Raw genomic sequence first — 17,302 nt, forward strand, 5'->3', positions numbered from 1 at the left:
TATCTATTGGCTCCTACGAGGTGTCCACTTTTTATTCTAAACCCATTTATTCCGCTGCATTCTACACACCGCCAAACTATCTGCTTCCAACGGAACAAAGTTCCGTTGCTCTCCACCGCGCCGCACGGCCGACCACCTCGAACGGAACTTTATTCCGCTGCGGCAGCCCCCATGTTACTTCTTCACCAGATACAACACTTCCGAGCTCTCCTCTTCCATTCCGCCGAAGAGAAGCCCTTCGTCCATGAGCGACTTACCGCTTCGCACAACCGTCCTGCCCCCGTCCGTATAACGGACCTCATAATCCGCGTCGGCGTCCAGCCCTTCAAACGCAATCACTCGCTCGGCAGCGGATCCGGCCAAACGAAACACAAACACAAGCGCTTCCGCGGCCCCCGAAGCTACATACGCGAAGGCGTTCCAGCCCTCGCCGCCGCCGTCCCGGAGCGTCGGCCCCGTGAGCCGGTACATGTTCGCCGAGCCTACAAACCGCCGAGCCGTATATTTATAAAAGTCGACAAGCTCCTTCAGGCGAGCCTTCACCCAATCCGGCAGCTCGGGCAGCCGGTACGATATGCCGAAGCCGTTCAGCATATTGGCCCGAATTATATAATCGAGCTTATGCCGCGGCATATCCGGCTTAATCGGGTCCTTGTCGATATTGCTGTCGTAATGCACGATCGTTTGCGACCAGGTGAAGTGGAAACAAGCCGAAGGATGCAGCATCGTCGACGCGCCCCAGAACAGCTGAAGATGGTGCCGGGTATGGTCGGGATCGCTCAGGAACGCGCCGTGCGTATGCTTGGCGAGTCCCAAGTCGATGCGCAATCCCCCGGAGGAGCAATTCTCCAAATACACCTCCGGATACTTCGCTCTTACCCGCTCAAGAAGCTCATAATAGCCTTGATAATGCTCAAACAGCCCGTCGCCCTCGCCATGGCCGTGATCGGTCCGGTTGCAGCCGGCCTTCGGATCGAGATTGAAGTCGAGCTTGATCCAGTCCGCCTTGTAATCGACGATCAGATGCTCCAATATCCCGAAAGCCCACTCTCTTGCCGCAGGGTTCGCCAAGCAAACGTATCCGAGATGCTCCCCCTCCCGCTTCGCAACAAACTCCGGATGCTGATGATTCAAATCGGCTTTGACGCCGAGCGCCTCGATCTCGCACCAAATCCCGAACTTGAGCCCTTTGCCGTGCACGTAATCGGACAGCGCCCGAATCCCCGAAGGAAAACGGATCGTGTTGATTTTCCGCCAATCGCCGCGCTTTAAGTACCAGTCTACATTTTCGCTCCAGCCCAAATGATCGTTACAATGCGGATCGGGCTCGCCGAACCAGCCGGCGTCGAGCGTGCACACCTCCAGGCCGAGCTCGGCGCTTACGTCGACGTTCGCCTTGAATACGTCCTCGTTGATCGCGGAGTCTTCATACGGCCACCAATGGTTCCAAGTGAGCGGCACGTTCCGGGAAATCTCGTTCGACGGGTACCAAAACCGCTTGCCCCAGCTGCCGAACTCGATCGCGATCTCGTTCAACCCGCCCTGCGGCAAATAAGCGTACAGCACCGGCACGCTTTCCATCGTTTCGCCGGGACGCAGCCGCTTCGCAAACATCCAGTTGCTGAGGCCCCCGCTGACGCGATACAATCCGTCCGCTTCCGGCTCGAACCGGATAATCCAGTTGCCGGACCAAGCAACCGCACCGCCAATCACTCCGCCGGTGCCGTCCCGCAGCGTAAACCACGGATGCATGCCCCGCGACGACCGGCCGGCTGTTCCCTCAAGCACCTTCGTGCCGACAAGCGGCCCGCTCTTCGGCGTAAATTCGACGCCGTTATGCAAGCATTCGAAATAATCAAGCGTGTAGCTCTCCTTAGGCAGCACATCATGAACGGTATCGACCCGTGTCAGCCGCACGTCGGAAGCCGACACATTCGCGATCCGCAATCTCCGTTCTATCACATGGCTGCCGGGGTAGGTCACCGTGATCGAGTCCACCCGCACGTCGCCTTCCGCCGACGAATAAGCGATTACACGTTCAACCGCACCATCCGCCCGAGCCGTTTCAGTCTCATCTCCAGTATGCAAGCCGCCGGGCGTAAGCAGCCGCCGAGCCCCATCCGAACGATTCATTTCCACCAAAAATCCCCGCAAATTCATCCCGCTCCCCCTCTCTCATTCAACCGCCTACTCCTTCACCGATCCGAGCGTAATGCCGGTAATGAAATACCGCTGCAAGAACGGGTAAATGAGCAAAATCGGCACCATGCTCACCACAATCTTGGCCGAGTTTACGGTCCGGTCCGACAGCTTGGCCAGACGCTTGATTTCGTCCGGCGTCATATGCGTCGTCGGCTGGCCCGCCTGAACGATAATTTGGTTCAAATACGTTTGCAGCGGATAGTTGTCCGGCCGGTTCATGAACACCAGCCCGTCGAAAAACGAGTTCCAATGGCCGACGATGCTGAACAGCGTTACCGTCGCAATCGAGGGCAGCGACAGCGGCAAATAAATTTTCCACAGCATCTGCCACGGTCCCGCACCGTCGATGATGCCCGCTTCGTCCATTTCGCGCGGCAAATTTCTGAAGAAGTTCATCAGCACGATGACGCTGAATACGGGAACCGCGCCCGGGAGCACCAGCGCCCAGATCGTATCGAGCAAATGAAGATCCCGGATTGTCAAATACAGAGGAATTAAGCCTCCGCTGAACATCATCGTAAACACGAGGAACCACATATACACGTTGCGCGAGCGAAACTCCTTCGTAGGCCGCGATAACGCATATGCGGTCAATACGGTCAGCACGAACTGAATGGCGCAGCCGAGCAGCACCCGCTGTACCGATACGCCGAAGGCGCGGAAGAACGCTTTATCCGAAATAACCGCCTCGTAAGACACCCATGTGAAGTTGACGGGCAAAAAGGTGACGAACCCGCCTGCCGCGGACGCTTTATCGCTGAACGACAAAGCGATAATGTGAACGAGCGGAAACAGCGTCAGCAGCCCGAGACCGGTAAGGATCACAAGGTTTAGACAATCGAATACGCGCTCCGATGTCCGATATCGATATACCATGGCTGCTCCTCCTTAAAAAATGCGGTAATTGGCGAATTTCGACGCCAAGAAATAAGAAACGGTAATAAGAATGAAGCTGACGACCGATTTCAACAAACCGACGGCCGTGGCAAGTTCATATTGCAGCTCCTTCAGACCCGCCCGATACACATACGTATCGATGATGTCGCCCGTCTGGTAAACCATCGGGTTGTACAGGTTCAGAATCTGCTCGGCCCCCGCGTTAAGCACGTTCTGGAGGTCCAGCGTAAGGAGCAAAATAATCGTCGTCATAATGCCGGGCAGCGTAATATGAACCAGCTGCTTCATTCTGCCCGCGCCGTCAATGCTCGCAGCCTCATAGAGGCTCGGGTTGATGCCGGTCAGGGCGGCCAAGTAAATGATCGCGGAGAAGCCGAATTCCTGCCACACATGCGTCCCTACCACAACGCCCGGAAACCAGCTGTTGCTGCCCAAGAAAAAGATCGGATCGACTCCGAACGAGCCCAAGGCCCGGTTGATAATGCCGTCGAGCGACAATACGTTGATAATGATGCCGCCCAGCAATACCCAGGAAATAAAGTGAGGAAGATACACGATCGTTTGAATCGTTCTTTTAAAAAGATTCGCTCTGACTTCATTCAAGAGAAGCGCAAAAATCAGCGCGCAAAATTGCGTAGCGATAATTTTCATCACGGCGATGGAAATCGTATTGAAAAAAATTTGCCGTATATCCGGAATTTGAAACATGTACGTGAAATTTTCAAGGCCGATAAACTCGGACCCGAATATGCCCCGTCCGGGATTGAAATCTTGAAACGCGATCATCAGGCCGAACAGCGGATAAATGCTGAAGATGGCAAGCAGCGCGATCGCAGGCAGCATCATGATATGGTAATTGATCGAGACTGATCTCTTCATACGGCCTACCCCCAAACCCGTTCGATAGTATGGACGGAAGAAGCGCGGCATTGCAGCGCCGCGCTCCGCTATTTCCGTAAGCTTATTGCTTAATTAACGGCATCGTTCACTTCTTTGGTGATCTCGTCGCCGCCTTGCTGCTTCCATTGCTTGACGAATTCGTCGAAATAATCGAGGTCCTTTTCGCCGGTAATGATCTTGATAAAGGAGTCCACTTCAAGCTTATACAGGTTCGTCATCTTGCGGCCCATCGTCTTCGTCGTGCCGTAAAACTCGCTGTAAATCGACTCTACGTTGTTGTCGACGATCGGCTGCACGCCGTAAATCCGCGAGATCGGTTCGCCGTAATGATCCGGGTTTTGGCGGAGCCAATCGATACCCTTCGCCCAAAATTCGCCTTGCGTTTTGTAGTTTTCCAGCGTAGCGCCCATAACGCCCTCCGGCAGCGGCTCGCCCTTCGAAGCAGCCAAAATGCCGGTGTGGTCAAGGACTACGGAGTCGGCGCGCCACAGCGCGAGCGCTACCGGAAGCGTCTGCCAGTTCGGAAGCGGCATGCCGGCATAAGGGTCGCCGCCCGCTACGTTCGGATCGTCCAGCTGCATCTGATATGCGAAGTTGACCAATTTAATCATCGCTTCCGGATGCTTGTAGCCTTTTCTTACGACCGAGATGCCGCCGATCGGCGTTTCTTGCTTCGCAGCCGCCTTGCCGTCGGCATTCAATAACGAATACGCTCTCCAATCCGCCTTCGGATCGTTGCGGATCGCGTCGTTGAGCGGATACCAGCCGGACCACCAAGGTCCGAAGAATGCGCCGGCTTTGTTCGAGACGACAAGCTCGGCAGCCTGGTCGGATTTCATTATCGGAAATTCCTTGGAGACGAGGCCTTGTTTATAAAACTCGCGCAGCTTTGCAAGCGCGTCCTTCGTTTGCGGCTGGATGGACCCGTATTGGACCGTTCCGTCGTCGCCCTTCACCCAAATTCTCGTATACGATTTGAAATGGTCGAAGAACGGATCGAAGCCGAACATTTGGGCCGTTTCTTTCGTAAAGTCTTGGAAGCCCGGAAGTCCTACCGTGTCCTTCTGGCCGTTGCCGTCCGGATCCTGCTCGATGAACGCCTTGAGAATCGGCGCCAAATCGTCGATCGTCTTCGGCTCGGGAAGTCCCACTTTATCAAGCCAATCCTTGCGGAGCCAGAGCACCGGATCGGAGTTATGAAGCGTGCCCATCGTCGGAACGCCGTACAGCTTGCCGTCCACCGTCGCGAGCTGCATCGCCTTGCCGCCGTCGGTCTTCAGCACGTCTTTGACCTGCTGGCTTGCATAATCGTTGAATTCGTCCGTAATGTCTTCAATTTGGCCCGCTTCGATCATTTGCAAATATTGATCGTAGCCGACAACCATCGTGTCCGTCAGGTCGTTGCTCGCGATCATCAGGTTGGCCTTCTCCCCGGCCGCTTCCCCTTTGACCACGATCGGGAACTGCACTTCAATGTTGAGACGGTCCAGGATCGCTTTCGTATACCGATTGTTGAATATCGTCTCGCCTTCCGCCAACCCCATGGATGCGGCATCGCTGTTTTCAGGCTCGCTTCGGAAAATCGTAATCGCCGTCTTTTCCGGCATCGGCCCGAACGGATCCTTCGCGTCCGCTTGACCGTTGTCGCCGCCCTTGTTATCCGTCGCTTCTTGTCCCGTTCCCGACGAATTGCCGTTGCTTTCGTTCCCGCCGCCGTTCGAGCATGCCGCCAAAAGCAGCGACATGATCAGGGAGACGGAAAGCAAAGATTTTGTCAGCTTCGATGCTCTCATGCCTACAACCCCTTTGTCTTCTTGTTATGTTGAAAGCGTTTTACAATATTCATGTTAGCGCTTTCCGAACGTTGGGTCTATGCACGCCGGGGCTCAGTCTTGTCGACTTTTGTATCCAATCGAAGCACATTTTTCACACCGAACAAGACAGAAATCACACTTCATGCGCCTGCTGCGGCGCATTTCCCGTCTTTCGGTACTCGTTCGGCAGCATCCCGAAGCAGTCCCGGAAGACGCGGCTGAAATGCCGGTAATCGCTGAAGCCGCACCGTTCCGCCACTTGCATGATCGGCAGATCGGTCTGCAATATCATCAGCCGGGCGCGTTCCAGCTTAAGCCATTTGGCGTATTCGCCGTACGATTTTCCGGTCACTCTCTTGAAGCACTTGCTGAAGTAGCCGCGGCTCATATTCACCTGCTTGGCGATCGCCGCCTCGTTGATGTTCGGGTCGGGATCGTTCTTCAGCAGCTCGATCGCCCGCATAATAATATCCGCAATCGGCTTGGACGCATTATCGTTTATTTTCTTCAACACCGACTCGCGGAACCGTCGAATCCACGCTTCCCAGTCCGCCCAGCCGGCAATTTCGTCAAACTGCGTAAGAAAGCTCTGCAGCGTCCCGATGCCGAGCAATCGATCCCATTCAAGCACAACCTGATAAAAGGTCGCCTTCATCTCCGTATGGCCCGCCGCCGAACGCTTGGTTTCCGCAAGCAGCCGCTCCAGTTCGTCATCCTCATAAATCCAAGACGGAGTGTTCCAGCGGCCCGCAAGCTCTTCGCTCGGAAGCGCGCCGCCGGAAGGCTGTACGAGCTCCCGCCCTTTCGCCTTCTCCGCCTGCCGTTTGCCGGCCCCGCCGATTCCGTTCAACTTTTCCGAGATTCGCCGCAGCGTCTCCTCGACGATTTCGTCCTCGATTTCCGTCTTCACGATGTAATCGAGCACTCCGAGCCGCATCGCCTCTTGTATCGTTTTGAAGCTGTCATGGCAAGTAAGCACGACAACCGGCAGGTCGCCCTCCCGCTCCCTCACCTGCTTGATCAGCTCCAGTCCCGACATGCCGTTCATGGCCAGATCGGTGACGATCAAATCGACTTTGTTCTCCTCGAGATATTCCAGCGCCTTCTCGCCGCTGCCCGCTTCCCCCGTAACGGCAAAGCCGTATTTATCCCATGGAAAGGTCGAAATGATTCCTTGTCTAACCAGCTTTTCGTCATCGACGACAAGTACCTTCTTCATCGTAAGGATGCCTCCCGACTTTGCAGATTTGGCTAGGCCAGCGATTTAATATATTCGATCACGCCTTCGTTTCGTCCACATTCTTTCCCGCTTATTCTCCATCCTCCGGCCCCTCCTTGATGTTAGCGCGAATCGTAAAACGGTACACCGTTCCTTCCCCAAGCATGCTGTCTATCGTAAGCTTGCCGGCTTCGCCGTAATGGACCTCCAGCATTTTATTAACGTAATTCAAGCCGATTCCGAGCCCCGCTTCGCTCTGCGCGTCGCGTCCTCCCGCAAGCAGCCGTTCCTTCTGCTCGTCGGAAAGTCCGGCGCCGTTATCGCGGACGGAAACGGTGAGCAGCTCGTCGCCCGCCCATTCGATACGCACCGTAATGACCCCTTCCCGATCCTTCAGCCCGTGGTAAATCGCGTTCTCGACGAGCGGCTGCAAAATGAACCGCGGAATTTCCACCTCGCCGGCGCCGTCATCGATCTCGTACCGCACCTCGAATTGCTGATCGTGCCTGACAAGCTGCAAGGCGACATAATCCTTCAGCGCCGACAGCTCCCGCTCCACCGTCACGACGGAGCCCTCTTTGCCCAAGTTATAACGCAGCAGCCTCGTAAGGTTTGCCACCAGCTTTACAATTTCCCCTTGGCCTTGCGCCCGTGCCAGCCATTGCACCGTGTTCAGCGTATTGTACAGAAAGTGCGGGTTGATTTGCGACAGCAGCTTGTCCACTTCAAGCTGCCGCTTGTTGATCTCCTGCTGCTTAACTTCTTGCAGCAGCGTCTGAATCCGGTCCTTCATGAGGTGAAACTGCTTCAGCACCTGATCGAATTCGGCGACGTTCGTCCGCTCCGGGCTCGAATCGAAATTGCTCGAGGCCATCAGTCCGATTTCCTTCTTGAATACGCGGATCGGCACATACACCGCCCGCCAGACGAGGTAGCCGGCCAGCAGGCTGACGCACATCAGCCCGATGCCGAGGATAATCATCCGAACGGCCCAATCTCGAATTTCCCGATCGAATACGCTGCGGTCGAATAAAGCTGCCAGCTCCCAGCCGTAACGGCTCTTGCTGTCGAAAACAACCTTGTCGCCGATATGCTTCCTCCCGCCTTGATAAACCGAACCGAGCGGAAATTCGTCCACGAGCTCGCTGTAAACGACGTTTCCTTGATCGTTGACCAGAACGTAAGCCGTGTCCATCCCGAACTGCGCCTTCTTCAAGCTGCGCTCGAACGTAGAAACGTTCGATTCCAAATACAGATTCAAGTTGTACTCGCCGAGTCTGTCCACCGGCCGCGAAAGCGATAATACGACGCTTTGGCTTCCCGCCTCGAAAGACCGGTGCGGGCCGTAGAACGTAAACAGCGTTTGGCCGGTGAGCGTCGGGAGCCCCTCCAGCGAAAATTCCCGGTTCAGCTTCGCGTTGGCGAACAGCATGCTCTTCGAATCGGGATTATAGTAAAAATGCAGTCCGGCATTCGGGTTCGTATGGTCGATCAAGCTTAAATACGTGTCGATATTGTCCACGTACGCCCTTTTGCTGGAATAGCTGTTTGTCGATAAAAAATTAATAAGGTCGTTCGATATGATCCCTCCGTAGCTCAGCTGCCCGGATACGGATATGAGGTTGTCCATCGTCAAATCGATGTCCTTCGAAATTTGGTCCAACGTCAGTTGAATGTTTTTTTCGATTTTACTGTATAAAATTTGCGTAATTGTATAGTAAGAAGCGGAGCTTACAAGAGCGAAGGTGATTAAGGAGCTGAGCAAAAATGCCGCCGCCATCCGATTTTTCAACGAATAACCGAGTTTTGTCCTTGTAAGCGCTTGATAAATCGAAGACAACGTTTGCATCATCGGACATATCTCCCCGTTTATTAATGTCCTTTACAAATCCACCTTACCATAAAAGGCGGCTAAGAACAGTAACAACCCGGAATTACCATTTGCCGAAATAGTGCGCGCTACAGCCGCTCGACCACCGCGAACGCGGAAGCGAGCTTTGCAGCGTGCGTTATGGAAATATGGATAACGGGCCGCGGCTCTCCGGGACTGCCGTAGCCCAGCCTGCCCCATGCGTCGTCGCTTAAGGTGCATGCCGGCTTGCCGCGCCGATCCGGCAGCACCTCGATGTCGTGTAGGCCGACCGTTCCGCCGATGCCGCAGCCGAGCGCCTTGACGACCGCTTCCTTCGCCGCCCACCGTCCTGCCGTATACTCGATCATCCGTTGGTTGCCGCCTTTTTCCGTCCGTATATGCTGCCGTTCGGCTTCCGTCAGCACGCGCCGCAAAAACGCGTCCCCGCGCTCCCCGGACAGCAGCCGTCCGATTCGCTCCATATCCGCAATGTCCGTCCCGATCCCGATTATCATCTGTTTGCGCACCCTCGTCCAAACCAATATTATTAATCAGTGTAACGAAAATGCGTCGGAAGTAAAACTTTAATTTCGGAGATGAGCCAAGTTGGCGCAATATAGCTTTTCTAACGCTCCCCAGGAAGTAACCTCCGCAGTCGCTCGGCTGGTCGGGCTGCTGCGGGAAAGCTTCGGGACGAAGCTGATCGGCGTCTATTTGCACGGATCGCTCGCTATGGGCGGCTTTCAGCCGGACCGAAGCGACATCGATGTGCTTGCGGTTACGAAGGAATCGGCGGATATGGATGTGAAGCTTGCGCTCGCGGAGCGGCTGCTTGCGCTTTCGGGTCATCCTTTCGCCGTCGAGCTTCATATTTGTACGCAAAAGCAGCTTCAGCCGTGGAGGCATCCGTGCCCGTTCGACTTTCACTACAGCGAAGGGTGGCGCGGAGCGATTGCCGGCGGACTATCGGAAGGGACGGCCGATTCGCTTCTCGTTCTGAACGGCGGAGAGGACGTCGATTTGGCGGCTCATCTGACAGTGCTTAGGGAACGGGGCTTGTCGCTGTGGGGCGAGCCGATCGCCGGCGTAGTTCCGGCAGTGCCTGCGGAGGATTACTTGGATGCGGTGCTGGCGGATGTTAACGTCGAGCTGCGGGACGTTTCGAAGCAGCCCGTATATTATGTGCTGAATATGCTTCGCGTCGTTAAGGCGGTAACCGACGGTACCGTTCTGTCGAAGGAAGAGGCGGGCGTTTGGGGGCTGACGGCCATGCCTTTTCACATTGAAGTGATATACATGGCGCTGGAGTTTTATCGGCGGCCCGAGCGGAACGAGGCGCTGCATTTCGATATAGGGCCGCTGCGTTTATTTTTAGCTTCGTGCCGCATGAGGACGAAAACCCGAAACGGCTCTCCTTGAAACCGGGAGTCGTCTCGGGTTTTCTTTTGCTTCTCGTTTATATTCCCGGAATCGGGGAACGCTTGTGCTCGGTTTTGAGATACTGCTTCTCCAGCTTCTCTTGTGCGGCGGGATCGATCGCTTTGCCCTCGAGATAATCGGAGTTGGCTTCGTAAGAAATTCCAAGCTCGTTCTCGTCCGTTTGCCCTTCCCAGAGGCCTGCGGTCGGGACTTTCGCAATAACCTGCTGCGGAACGCCGAGCTTGGCGGCAAGCATGCGCACCTGACGCTTGTTCAAGGAGCTGAGCGGCGTAATGTCTACCGCGCCGTCGCCGTATTTCGTGAAAAATCCGGTAATCGCCTCGGATGCATGGTCGGTGCCGACGACGAGCAAATTCATCTCGAACGCCAGGGCGTACTGCATCACCATGCGGGTGCGCGCCTTGACGTTGCCTTTGCCTTCCTTGCTCAAGTGGCGGTGAATGCCGAGCGACTTCAGCGCATATTCGGCCTCGATCGCAATTTCGTCCACCGCTTCCTGAATATTCGTCTCTACGACATGCTTAAGTTTGAATGCCGCGGCCGTCGCCCGGCTGTCCTCGATGTCGGCCTGCTCGCCGTACGGCTGCAGTACGCCGACGGTCCGGTAATCCATCCCCGTCTCCGCGCTTAATTCGTCGGTCGCCAGTTTGCACAAACCCGTGGCTACCGCGCTATCTATGCCGCCGCTGATGGCGATCAGCAAGCCCGTAGTTTTCGAGTTTTTCACGTATTGTTTCAAAAAATCGACGCGGCGGCGAATTTCTTCGTCGACGTCGATTTGAGGCTTCACGCCGAGCCTTGCAATGATTTCCTGCTGTAAGCTCATCCGACCCACTCCTCTATACCGTTTATATTTTGAATTGTACAGGTTCCTGGGCTTATAATCCAATGGTTGCGTTACATTTTTCTACGATCTTTCACGATCGCTTCCGGATGCACGCTCAGCTCCTTCGAATATTCGACGAGTCCGATCTCGCAGCCCGTCCCGATCGTTACCCGTTCGCCCCGAACGACGGAGGCGTGAGTGCATTCAAGAGACAGATCGGTGCCTTCGATCGTCTCGGACCTCAAGTATCCGATCGTATCCCGGCCGAAGAACAATCGTGCGATAAATCGGAGAATTCCCCGGAAACCGCCGAGGCGGCTGATCGAATCGCGGCGCACCGTGAGCCGCTCGCAGCCGATTTCCCTGATGTAGCTGCTCCCTCTTGCCGTAATATCCCCGGAATTCGTATTCAGCATGCCGCGAATCGTGACCATTCCGTCGACGCGAAGCTCTTCCGCCTCTACGTCACCCTCGCAGCGCAGGCTGCCGTTCGAGACGAGCACGTTCGTCCTCATCTTCGCTTCGCAGGCGAAGCTGCCGTTCGTGCGTACCTCTTCCGCCTGCATCTCGCCTTTTACGCTGGCGCTGCCGCTGCTCGAAAATTTTCGGCCGAAAAAGCCTCCCTTTACCGAACTGCTTCCGGAACTGCTGTATTCGCTTGCGTAGGCATCCCCGTTCACGCTGCCGCTCCCTGATATCGTAATCTGCTGCGCATTAATGGTGCCCTGAATTTTCCCGCTTCCCGAAATTTTCACTTTGTCGTACTGGCCGCCGGAGATGACTCCCGAACCGGACACGACCGCATCTCTTCCCGCACTTACTGCACTCATTGTCCATCCTCCTTAGATTTGATCTTCCATTGTAAGCAGCTTATCCTGCAATTCTGCGGTCAGATGCTCCATGGAAACGATGAGCGCCGGTCGCCATCTTCCGTCCACCCGCAGCTCCGCCCCGCCTTGAACGGCGAACGTATGAATTGTTGCACCGGATCGGTACATATGGATGTGGAACGTCGCCAACTGCGGTTTGGGCAGCCACGTCGCGAACGTTTCTTGTACGGACTTCCACTCTTGAATCGTAAGCTGATCCCGATACTTCCGGATGAAATAAATAAGCAGCAGCTCCGCGAAGCCGATTTGTTCCCGTTTCAGCTCTGTGCAGACATATTCGCGTTGAAACGCTTCGGATATATTGAGATATTGGGCTGTAGTTTTCAGCTTGTAGGTGCTTGCCGTCGCTTCCGGATTAAGCAGCGCCGACAGCTCCTCGAGCGAATGGGAATCCTTGAGGCCGATAATTTTCTCAATGCGCTCAAGAACCTTTTTCTTAGGAAAAAATGTTTCCTGCCCCGTAAAAGAAGACTGCTTTATGAACCACGCTTCCGGGATTAAGTTTTGCCGCTTCCAACGATACAGCTGGCCGTATGAGATTCCCGTCGCCGTCAGCAGGTCTTTCTTGGATATCAATTCGTCGCTCGGTTTCAATCTTGATATCACATCCTTTACTCTTGTCAGTAACGTAACATAACATTGTTACGCTAGTCAATGGGCGGAGGTTCCGCACTCTGCAATTTTCATAGATTTTTGTCATTTGCTTTGATACCATGATTCATAACAATCGGGAATGAGGAGGAACAAGCCGCATGATCGACATTCATTGTCATATTTTACCTGGGGTCGATGACGGCGCATTGAATCTGGAGATGTCCGTCGGCATGGCGCGTCTGGCCGCCCAGGACGGAATCCGCGTCATCGTTGCGACTCCGCATCATAACAAAGTTTTTCTCGTTACGGAACATACGGTAAGGAGCAAAGTGAAGGAGCTTCAAACCGAGCTGGACCGGTTGAACATCCCGTTGACGATTATGCCCGGCAATGAGTTGCGGCTGGAAAGTCCTGAATTTGTTTACGAGGCGATGGCGGCGAACCGTTTTTGCTACTTGGCGGATAACCCTCGGTTCGTGCTTCTGGAGCAGTCGTGGGAGAAGTACCATCCCGATACTCCGAGTGTAGTTGCCGCGCTGAAGGAGCGCGGTACGACTTTAATATTGCCGCACCCGGAGCGGCATTTCTTCTTCCGGGAACGCCCGAAGCTGCTGGAGGAGCTGGTCGGCCTCGGCGTATGGACGCAGGTTTCCGTCGACAGCCTGATCGGCAACAACGGTCCGGAGGTGCAAAAGTTCGCGCTGTCGCTCGTGGATCGCGGGCTCGCGCACACGCTGGCGACCGACGCGCACAATTTGCGGCGGAAGCCGAACTTGTCGCTCGGCTATAAGCTCGTGGCGCAGCGGGCCGGTGCCGCCGCCGCCGAGCAAATTCGCGGCCGAATGAAGCGGATTATCGGCGAGGAGTAAGGGCGGCGCTCGGTTCGGGGGCGTTAGTACCAACTTTTGGTGCTCTGTACAGGAGCATCTCCAAACTAGCTTGCTCCAACGCAACTTCGTTCCGTTGCTCTTTGCCGTGCCGCATGACCGACCTCCTCGAACCAAGCTATTTTTCCGCTGCGGACTCCACCGCGCGCACCAACACAAAAAGCCCCTCCGGGCAACGAAGCTGCCGAAGAGGGGCTTTACGCACATATTCGTTTACTTGCAATACTCGTTAAACGCGCCGATCAAGTTTTCCGCGATCATATCGGCTGTGCGGTCTTCGATCTGATGGCGCTCGATGAAATGCACCAGCTGCCCGTCCTTCATCACCGCGATCGACGGGGACGACGGCGGGTACGGCGCGAAATATTCGCGGGCTTTCGCCGTTGCTTCCTTGTCTTGGCCTGCGAACACGGTGTACAGATGGTTCGGCACCGCGTCGTTCCGCAGCGCCTTCGCCACCGCCGGACGAGCGTTGCCCGCCGCGCAGCCGCAAACCGAATTGACTACGACCAGCGCAGTTCCCTTCATATCGTTGAAAGCCGCCTCCACCTCTTCCGGCGTACGCAGCTCGGTAATTCCTAAGCGGGTCAATTCGTCGCGCATCGGCTGAATATAGTCGTTCATATACATCTCGAATGTGATCGACATGTTGAAGTCACTCCTTATCACACGGTATTTTGCAAACCTTTCCGTTGCTAAAGTTTATTATACCATGCTTACGGCGCTTTGAAAGCTATTTCCTCTCCCGCTTTTCGTCGATCACTGCGTCCGAAGGCGGTTCACCGTCCGCATTTTCCAAACTGGCCTCGTATGCGACGTCTCTTGTCGGATGCATGTAAATTCCGCCCTGCGGCGAAATGCCCCGCTCGAAATAATCGCGGTTTTCCTCGGTTTGAAAGCCGATATCCTTGTAAGGATGCACCCACTCTTCCCCCGCCATAACGGAAGGGTCCGTGTCCTTGGTCCAGTTGTTCAACGGAGATTGCGGGGAATCGTAATCGTGATCGCCGATGACGACGCCCGAATCGTTAATGAACGCGCCGCGAGGTCCCCTGCCCTGCTCAAACATAGGCAAAAAATCAATCTCATGCGGATCGAGCTTCGGGTCGCCGAGCGCCTTGATCGTCTCCGCCTGCTTCTTCAAATCGTTCTTTTCCGCCACGCTGTTCTCCCCCCTCTCTTCATCCGGAAGAGGATTACTTACGTAGAAGGCCGATTCGGGCCGTTCAATTTTTTATCGATGCCGGGCACGCGGTCTTCATTGTTCCGGCGCGCGTCATTTTCCCGTTCATGCTGCTGTTGCGCTTTCGAATCGTGATTTTGGTCCGCCACGTCAGCGACACTCCTTCCGTCTTAGTTTCTTCGTTAGTATTTGCCGCAATTGGTTTGATATACTATGGAAAAACGACACGCAAAAAGTTGAGGAATGACCATGTACGATTGTGCAGTGATCGGCGGGGGACCGTCGGGTTTAATGGCGAGCGTCGCGGCTGCTTCGCACGGGGCAAACACGGTGCTGATCGATAAAGGCGACAAGCTCGGACGCAAGCTCGGCATTTCCGGCGGCGGCCGGTGCAACGTGACGAACGCCGGCGACCTCGATACGATCGTCAAACATATCCCGGGCAACGGGCGGTTTCTTTACAGTGCGTTCAACCATTTCAGCAACAAAGACATCATCGGTTTTTTCGAAGGGCTCGGCATCGCGCTCAAAGAGGAAGACCGCGGCCGCATGTTCCCGGTAAGCGACAAGGCGAAGACGGTCGTCGACGCGCTCATTAACAAAGTGCGGAGTCTCGGCGTCGACATCCGCACCAACGCTCCGGTCGACCGCGTCCTGTACGAGAACGGCCGCGCAGCCGGCGTACGCCTGAAGAACGGCGATACGATCCGCGCCAGGACGGTCATCATCGCCACCGGCGGCAAGAGCGTTCCGCACACCGGCTCGACCGGCGACGGCTACGCATGGGCGGAGGCGGCCGGCCATACGATTACGGAGCTGTATCCGACCGAAGTGCCGATCACTTCCTCCGAACCGTGGATCCGCGACAAGACGCTGCAAGGAATATCGCTGCGCGACATCCGGCTGACCGTCTGGGATCCGAAGGGGAAGCGAATCATCGAGCACGAAGGCGACATGATCTTTACGCACTTCGGCATCTCCGGCCCCGCGGCGCTCCGCTGCAGCCAATTCGTCGTCAAGGCGCGCAAAAAGTTCGACGTAAAGCATGTGCTCATGAGCATCGACTTGTTTCCGGGCGAATCGTTGGACGAGTTAAAGGCGCGTATGACCGATATCGCAAAAAACGAAGCCAAGAAAGCCGTAAAAAACGCCTTCCGCCCGCTCCTCCAAGAAAGAATGCTCTTATTTTTACTGGAGCAAACGAACATTCCGCCCGACCTTGCATGCGACAGGCTGCCGAAAGCAACGATCCAGACGCTGGCCGAACGCTGCAAACGGTTCGAGCTGTGGGCTTCCGGCACGCTCTCCATCGAGGAAGCGTTCGTTACCGGCGGCGGCGTCAACCTGAAGGAGATCGATCCGAAGTCGATGCAGTCGAAGCTGACGGCGGGGCTGTTTTTTTGCGGAGAGGTGCTCGACATTCACGGATACACCGGCGGCTACAATATTACGGCGGCGTTCGCCACCGGCTATACGGCGGGCATGCACGCGGCGCAAGCCGCGCATGAGGCCGAGCCGGCGCAGCCGACCGTGTAATATTTTTGCGCGCGCGGGCAGCATGCGGCAGGAATTTCTTTACTCCGAGCGAAATATTTATGGGTCTAAAGAATCATATGTATTGGCGAAGGAGTGCTCCGTATGCGTCTGATTACCCGATCCGATTTTGACGGTCTGGTTTGCGCGATGCTTTTTAAGAAGATGAATATGATTGACGAAATGAAGTTCGTTCACCCGAAGGACGTGCAGGACGGGCTGATCGAGGTGACCAAGAACGACATTCTTGCCAATGTTCCTTATGCGGAGGGCTGCGGGCTTTGGTTCGACCACCACTCGAGCGAGATGGAGCGCGTCAAGGAAAAAGGCACATATGAAGGCGAGTCCCGGATCGCTCCAAGCGCCGCGCGCGTCGTGTATGACTATTATGGAGGACGGGAGAAGTTCGGACCGGAGCTTGACGATATTATGGCGGGCGTCGACAAGGCGGATGCCGCCCAATTTTCGGCGGACGACATTCTTTACCCGAAAGGCTGGGATTTGCTGTCGTTCCTGATGGACGCGCGCACCGGCCTCGGCCGCTTCCGCGACTTCCGTATCAGCAACTACCAGCTGATGGAGCAGCTTGTCGATCACTGCGCGTACTTGACGATCGATCAAATCTTGGAGCTGCCCGACGTGAAGGAGCGCGTCGACCGCTACTTCGAGATGGACACGCTGTTCCGCGACATGATCAAGAAGCATACGCGCATCGAAGGCAACGTGATCGTTACCGATTTGCGCGATGTCGAGACGATTTATGCGGGGAACCGATTTATGGTATACGAGGCTCTATCCGGAGCAGAACGTTTCGATCTGGATCGTGGACGGACGCAACAAACAAAACTGCGTATTCGCTTGCGGCCACAGCATTGTCAACCGCACGGCAGCCGTGGACATCGGCTCGCTCATGCTGCGGCACGGCGGCGGCGGCCACAAGGCGGCGGGCACGTGCCAAGTGCCGTATGAGCAAGCCGGGGAAGTGCTGGCGAGCATCGTCGGCGCAATGAATGCGTAACAAAAAAAAACTACGACGGCATGAATAACTAACAGGAATTTCCTGAA

General features: G+C 55.5%; 17 protein-coding genes. 4 read left to right on the forward strand and 13 right to left on the reverse strand.

The features are described from left to right. Window positions 1-174: 174 nt before the first annotated feature. From PT964_RS25060 to acpS, 7 genes are all read right to left on the reverse strand, one after another. Window positions 175-2,160, reverse strand: coding sequence for an alpha-galactosidase (locus tag PT964_RS25060; protein ID WP_274366107.1), 1,986 nt, complete (start codon window positions 2,158-2,160; stop codon window positions 175-177). 27 nt (window positions 2,161-2,187) lie between these two features. After that, a complete protein-coding gene (locus PT964_RS25065; protein ID WP_274366108.1) occupies window positions 2,188-3,078 on the reverse strand; it encodes a carbohydrate ABC transporter permease in 891 nt (296 codons plus the stop codon). Between the two features lie 12 nt (window positions 3,079-3,090). Further along, window positions 3,091-3,978 carry an ABC transporter permease gene (locus PT964_RS25070; RefSeq protein ID WP_274366109.1) on the reverse strand — a complete coding sequence of 296 codons (888 nt, stop codon included), beginning with the start codon at window positions 3,976-3,978 and terminating at the stop codon, window positions 3,091-3,093. Window positions 3,979-4,067: 89 nt separating this feature from the next. Continuing rightward, complete coding sequence (locus PT964_RS25075) at window positions 4,068-5,792, reverse strand: type 2 periplasmic-binding domain-containing protein (RefSeq protein WP_274366110.1); 1,725 nt, start codon at window positions 5,790-5,792, stop codon at window positions 4,068-4,070. Between the two features lie 154 nt (window positions 5,793-5,946). Continuing rightward, window positions 5,947-7,032 (reverse strand): response regulator transcription factor, encoded by a 1,086-nt coding sequence (locus PT964_RS25080; protein WP_274366111.1) that lies wholly within the window; start codon window positions 7,030-7,032, stop codon window positions 5,947-5,949. 91 nt (window positions 7,033-7,123) lie between these two features. Beyond that, window positions 7,124-8,884: a cache domain-containing sensor histidine kinase gene (locus tag PT964_RS25085; protein ID WP_274366112.1), complete on the reverse strand. Its 1,761-nt coding sequence runs from the start codon at window positions 8,882-8,884 to the stop codon at window positions 7,124-7,126. Between the two features lie 107 nt (window positions 8,885-8,991). After that, on the reverse strand, window positions 8,992-9,399 hold the full coding sequence (acpS, locus tag PT964_RS25090) for a holo-ACP synthase (RefSeq protein ID WP_274366113.1): 408 nt from the start codon (window positions 9,397-9,399) through the stop codon (window positions 8,992-8,994). Window positions 9,400-9,490: 91 nt separating this feature from the next. Here acpS and PT964_RS25095 point away from each other — a divergent pair, with 91 nt between their 5' ends. Beyond that, window positions 9,491-10,303 (forward strand): aminoglycoside adenylyltransferase domain-containing protein, encoded by an 813-nt coding sequence (locus tag PT964_RS25095; RefSeq protein ID WP_274366114.1) that lies wholly within the window; start codon window positions 9,491-9,493, stop codon window positions 10,301-10,303. 37 nt (window positions 10,304-10,340) lie between these two features. Here the strand turns inward: PT964_RS25095 and nadE are convergent, their stop codons facing one another. From nadE to PT964_RS25110, 3 genes are all read right to left on the reverse strand, one after another. Further along, window positions 10,341-11,150 carry an ammonia-dependent NAD(+) synthetase gene (gene nadE / locus PT964_RS25100; protein WP_274366115.1) on the reverse strand — a complete coding sequence of 270 codons (810 nt, stop codon included), beginning with the start codon at window positions 11,148-11,150 and terminating at the stop codon, window positions 10,341-10,343. Window positions 11,151-11,221: 71 nt separating this feature from the next. After that, window positions 11,222-11,980 (reverse strand): hypothetical protein, encoded by a 759-nt coding sequence (locus PT964_RS25105; RefSeq protein WP_274366116.1) that lies wholly within the window; start codon window positions 11,978-11,980, stop codon window positions 11,222-11,224. 12 nt (window positions 11,981-11,992) lie between these two features. Continuing rightward, window positions 11,993-12,646, reverse strand: a complete 654-nt coding sequence (locus PT964_RS25110; RefSeq protein ID WP_274366117.1) for a DUF4004 family protein — start codon at window positions 12,644-12,646, stop codon at window positions 11,993-11,995. Between the two features lie 146 nt (window positions 12,647-12,792). On the opposite strand from PT964_RS25110, the gene PT964_RS25115 reads away from it, so the two are divergent. Next, on the forward strand, window positions 12,793-13,503 hold the full coding sequence (locus PT964_RS25115; protein WP_274366118.1) for a tyrosine-protein phosphatase: 711 nt from the start codon (window positions 12,793-12,795) through the stop codon (window positions 13,501-13,503). A gap of 231 nt (window positions 13,504-13,734) precedes the next feature. Here the strand turns inward: PT964_RS25115 and PT964_RS25120 are convergent, their stop codons facing one another. From PT964_RS25120 to PT964_RS25130, 3 genes are all read right to left on the reverse strand, one after another. After that, window positions 13,735-14,169 (reverse strand): BrxA/BrxB family bacilliredoxin, encoded by a 435-nt coding sequence (locus PT964_RS25120; RefSeq protein ID WP_274366119.1) that lies wholly within the window; start codon window positions 14,167-14,169, stop codon window positions 13,735-13,737. An 85-nt stretch (window positions 14,170-14,254) separates the two neighbouring features. Continuing rightward, window positions 14,255-14,683 carry a DUF3905 domain-containing protein gene (locus PT964_RS25125; protein WP_274366120.1) on the reverse strand — a complete coding sequence of 143 codons (429 nt, stop codon included), beginning with the start codon at window positions 14,681-14,683 and terminating at the stop codon, window positions 14,255-14,257. Window positions 14,684-14,721: 38 nt separating this feature from the next. Beyond that, on the reverse strand, window positions 14,722-14,853 hold the full coding sequence (locus tag PT964_RS25130) for a hypothetical protein (RefSeq protein ID WP_274366121.1): 132 nt from the start codon (window positions 14,851-14,853) through the stop codon (window positions 14,722-14,724). Between the two features lie 94 nt (window positions 14,854-14,947). Between PT964_RS25130 and PT964_RS25135 the strand changes: the two genes are divergently transcribed. Beyond that, window positions 14,948-16,240, forward strand: coding sequence for a BaiN/RdsA family NAD(P)/FAD-dependent oxidoreductase (locus PT964_RS25135; RefSeq protein ID WP_274366122.1), 1,293 nt, complete (start codon window positions 14,948-14,950; stop codon window positions 16,238-16,240). A 102-nt stretch (window positions 16,241-16,342) separates the two neighbouring features. Further along, a complete protein-coding gene (locus PT964_RS25140; protein WP_274366123.1) occupies window positions 16,343-17,206 on the forward strand; it encodes an exopolyphosphatase in 864 nt (287 codons plus the stop codon). Window positions 17,207-17,302 lie beyond the last annotated feature (96 nt).

It is taken from the genome of Paenibacillus thermotolerans (genome assembly GCF_028745515.1).
GTDB classification, from domain to species: domain Bacteria; phylum Bacillota; class Bacilli; order Paenibacillales; family YIM-B00363; genus Paenibacillus_AE; species Paenibacillus_AE thermotolerans.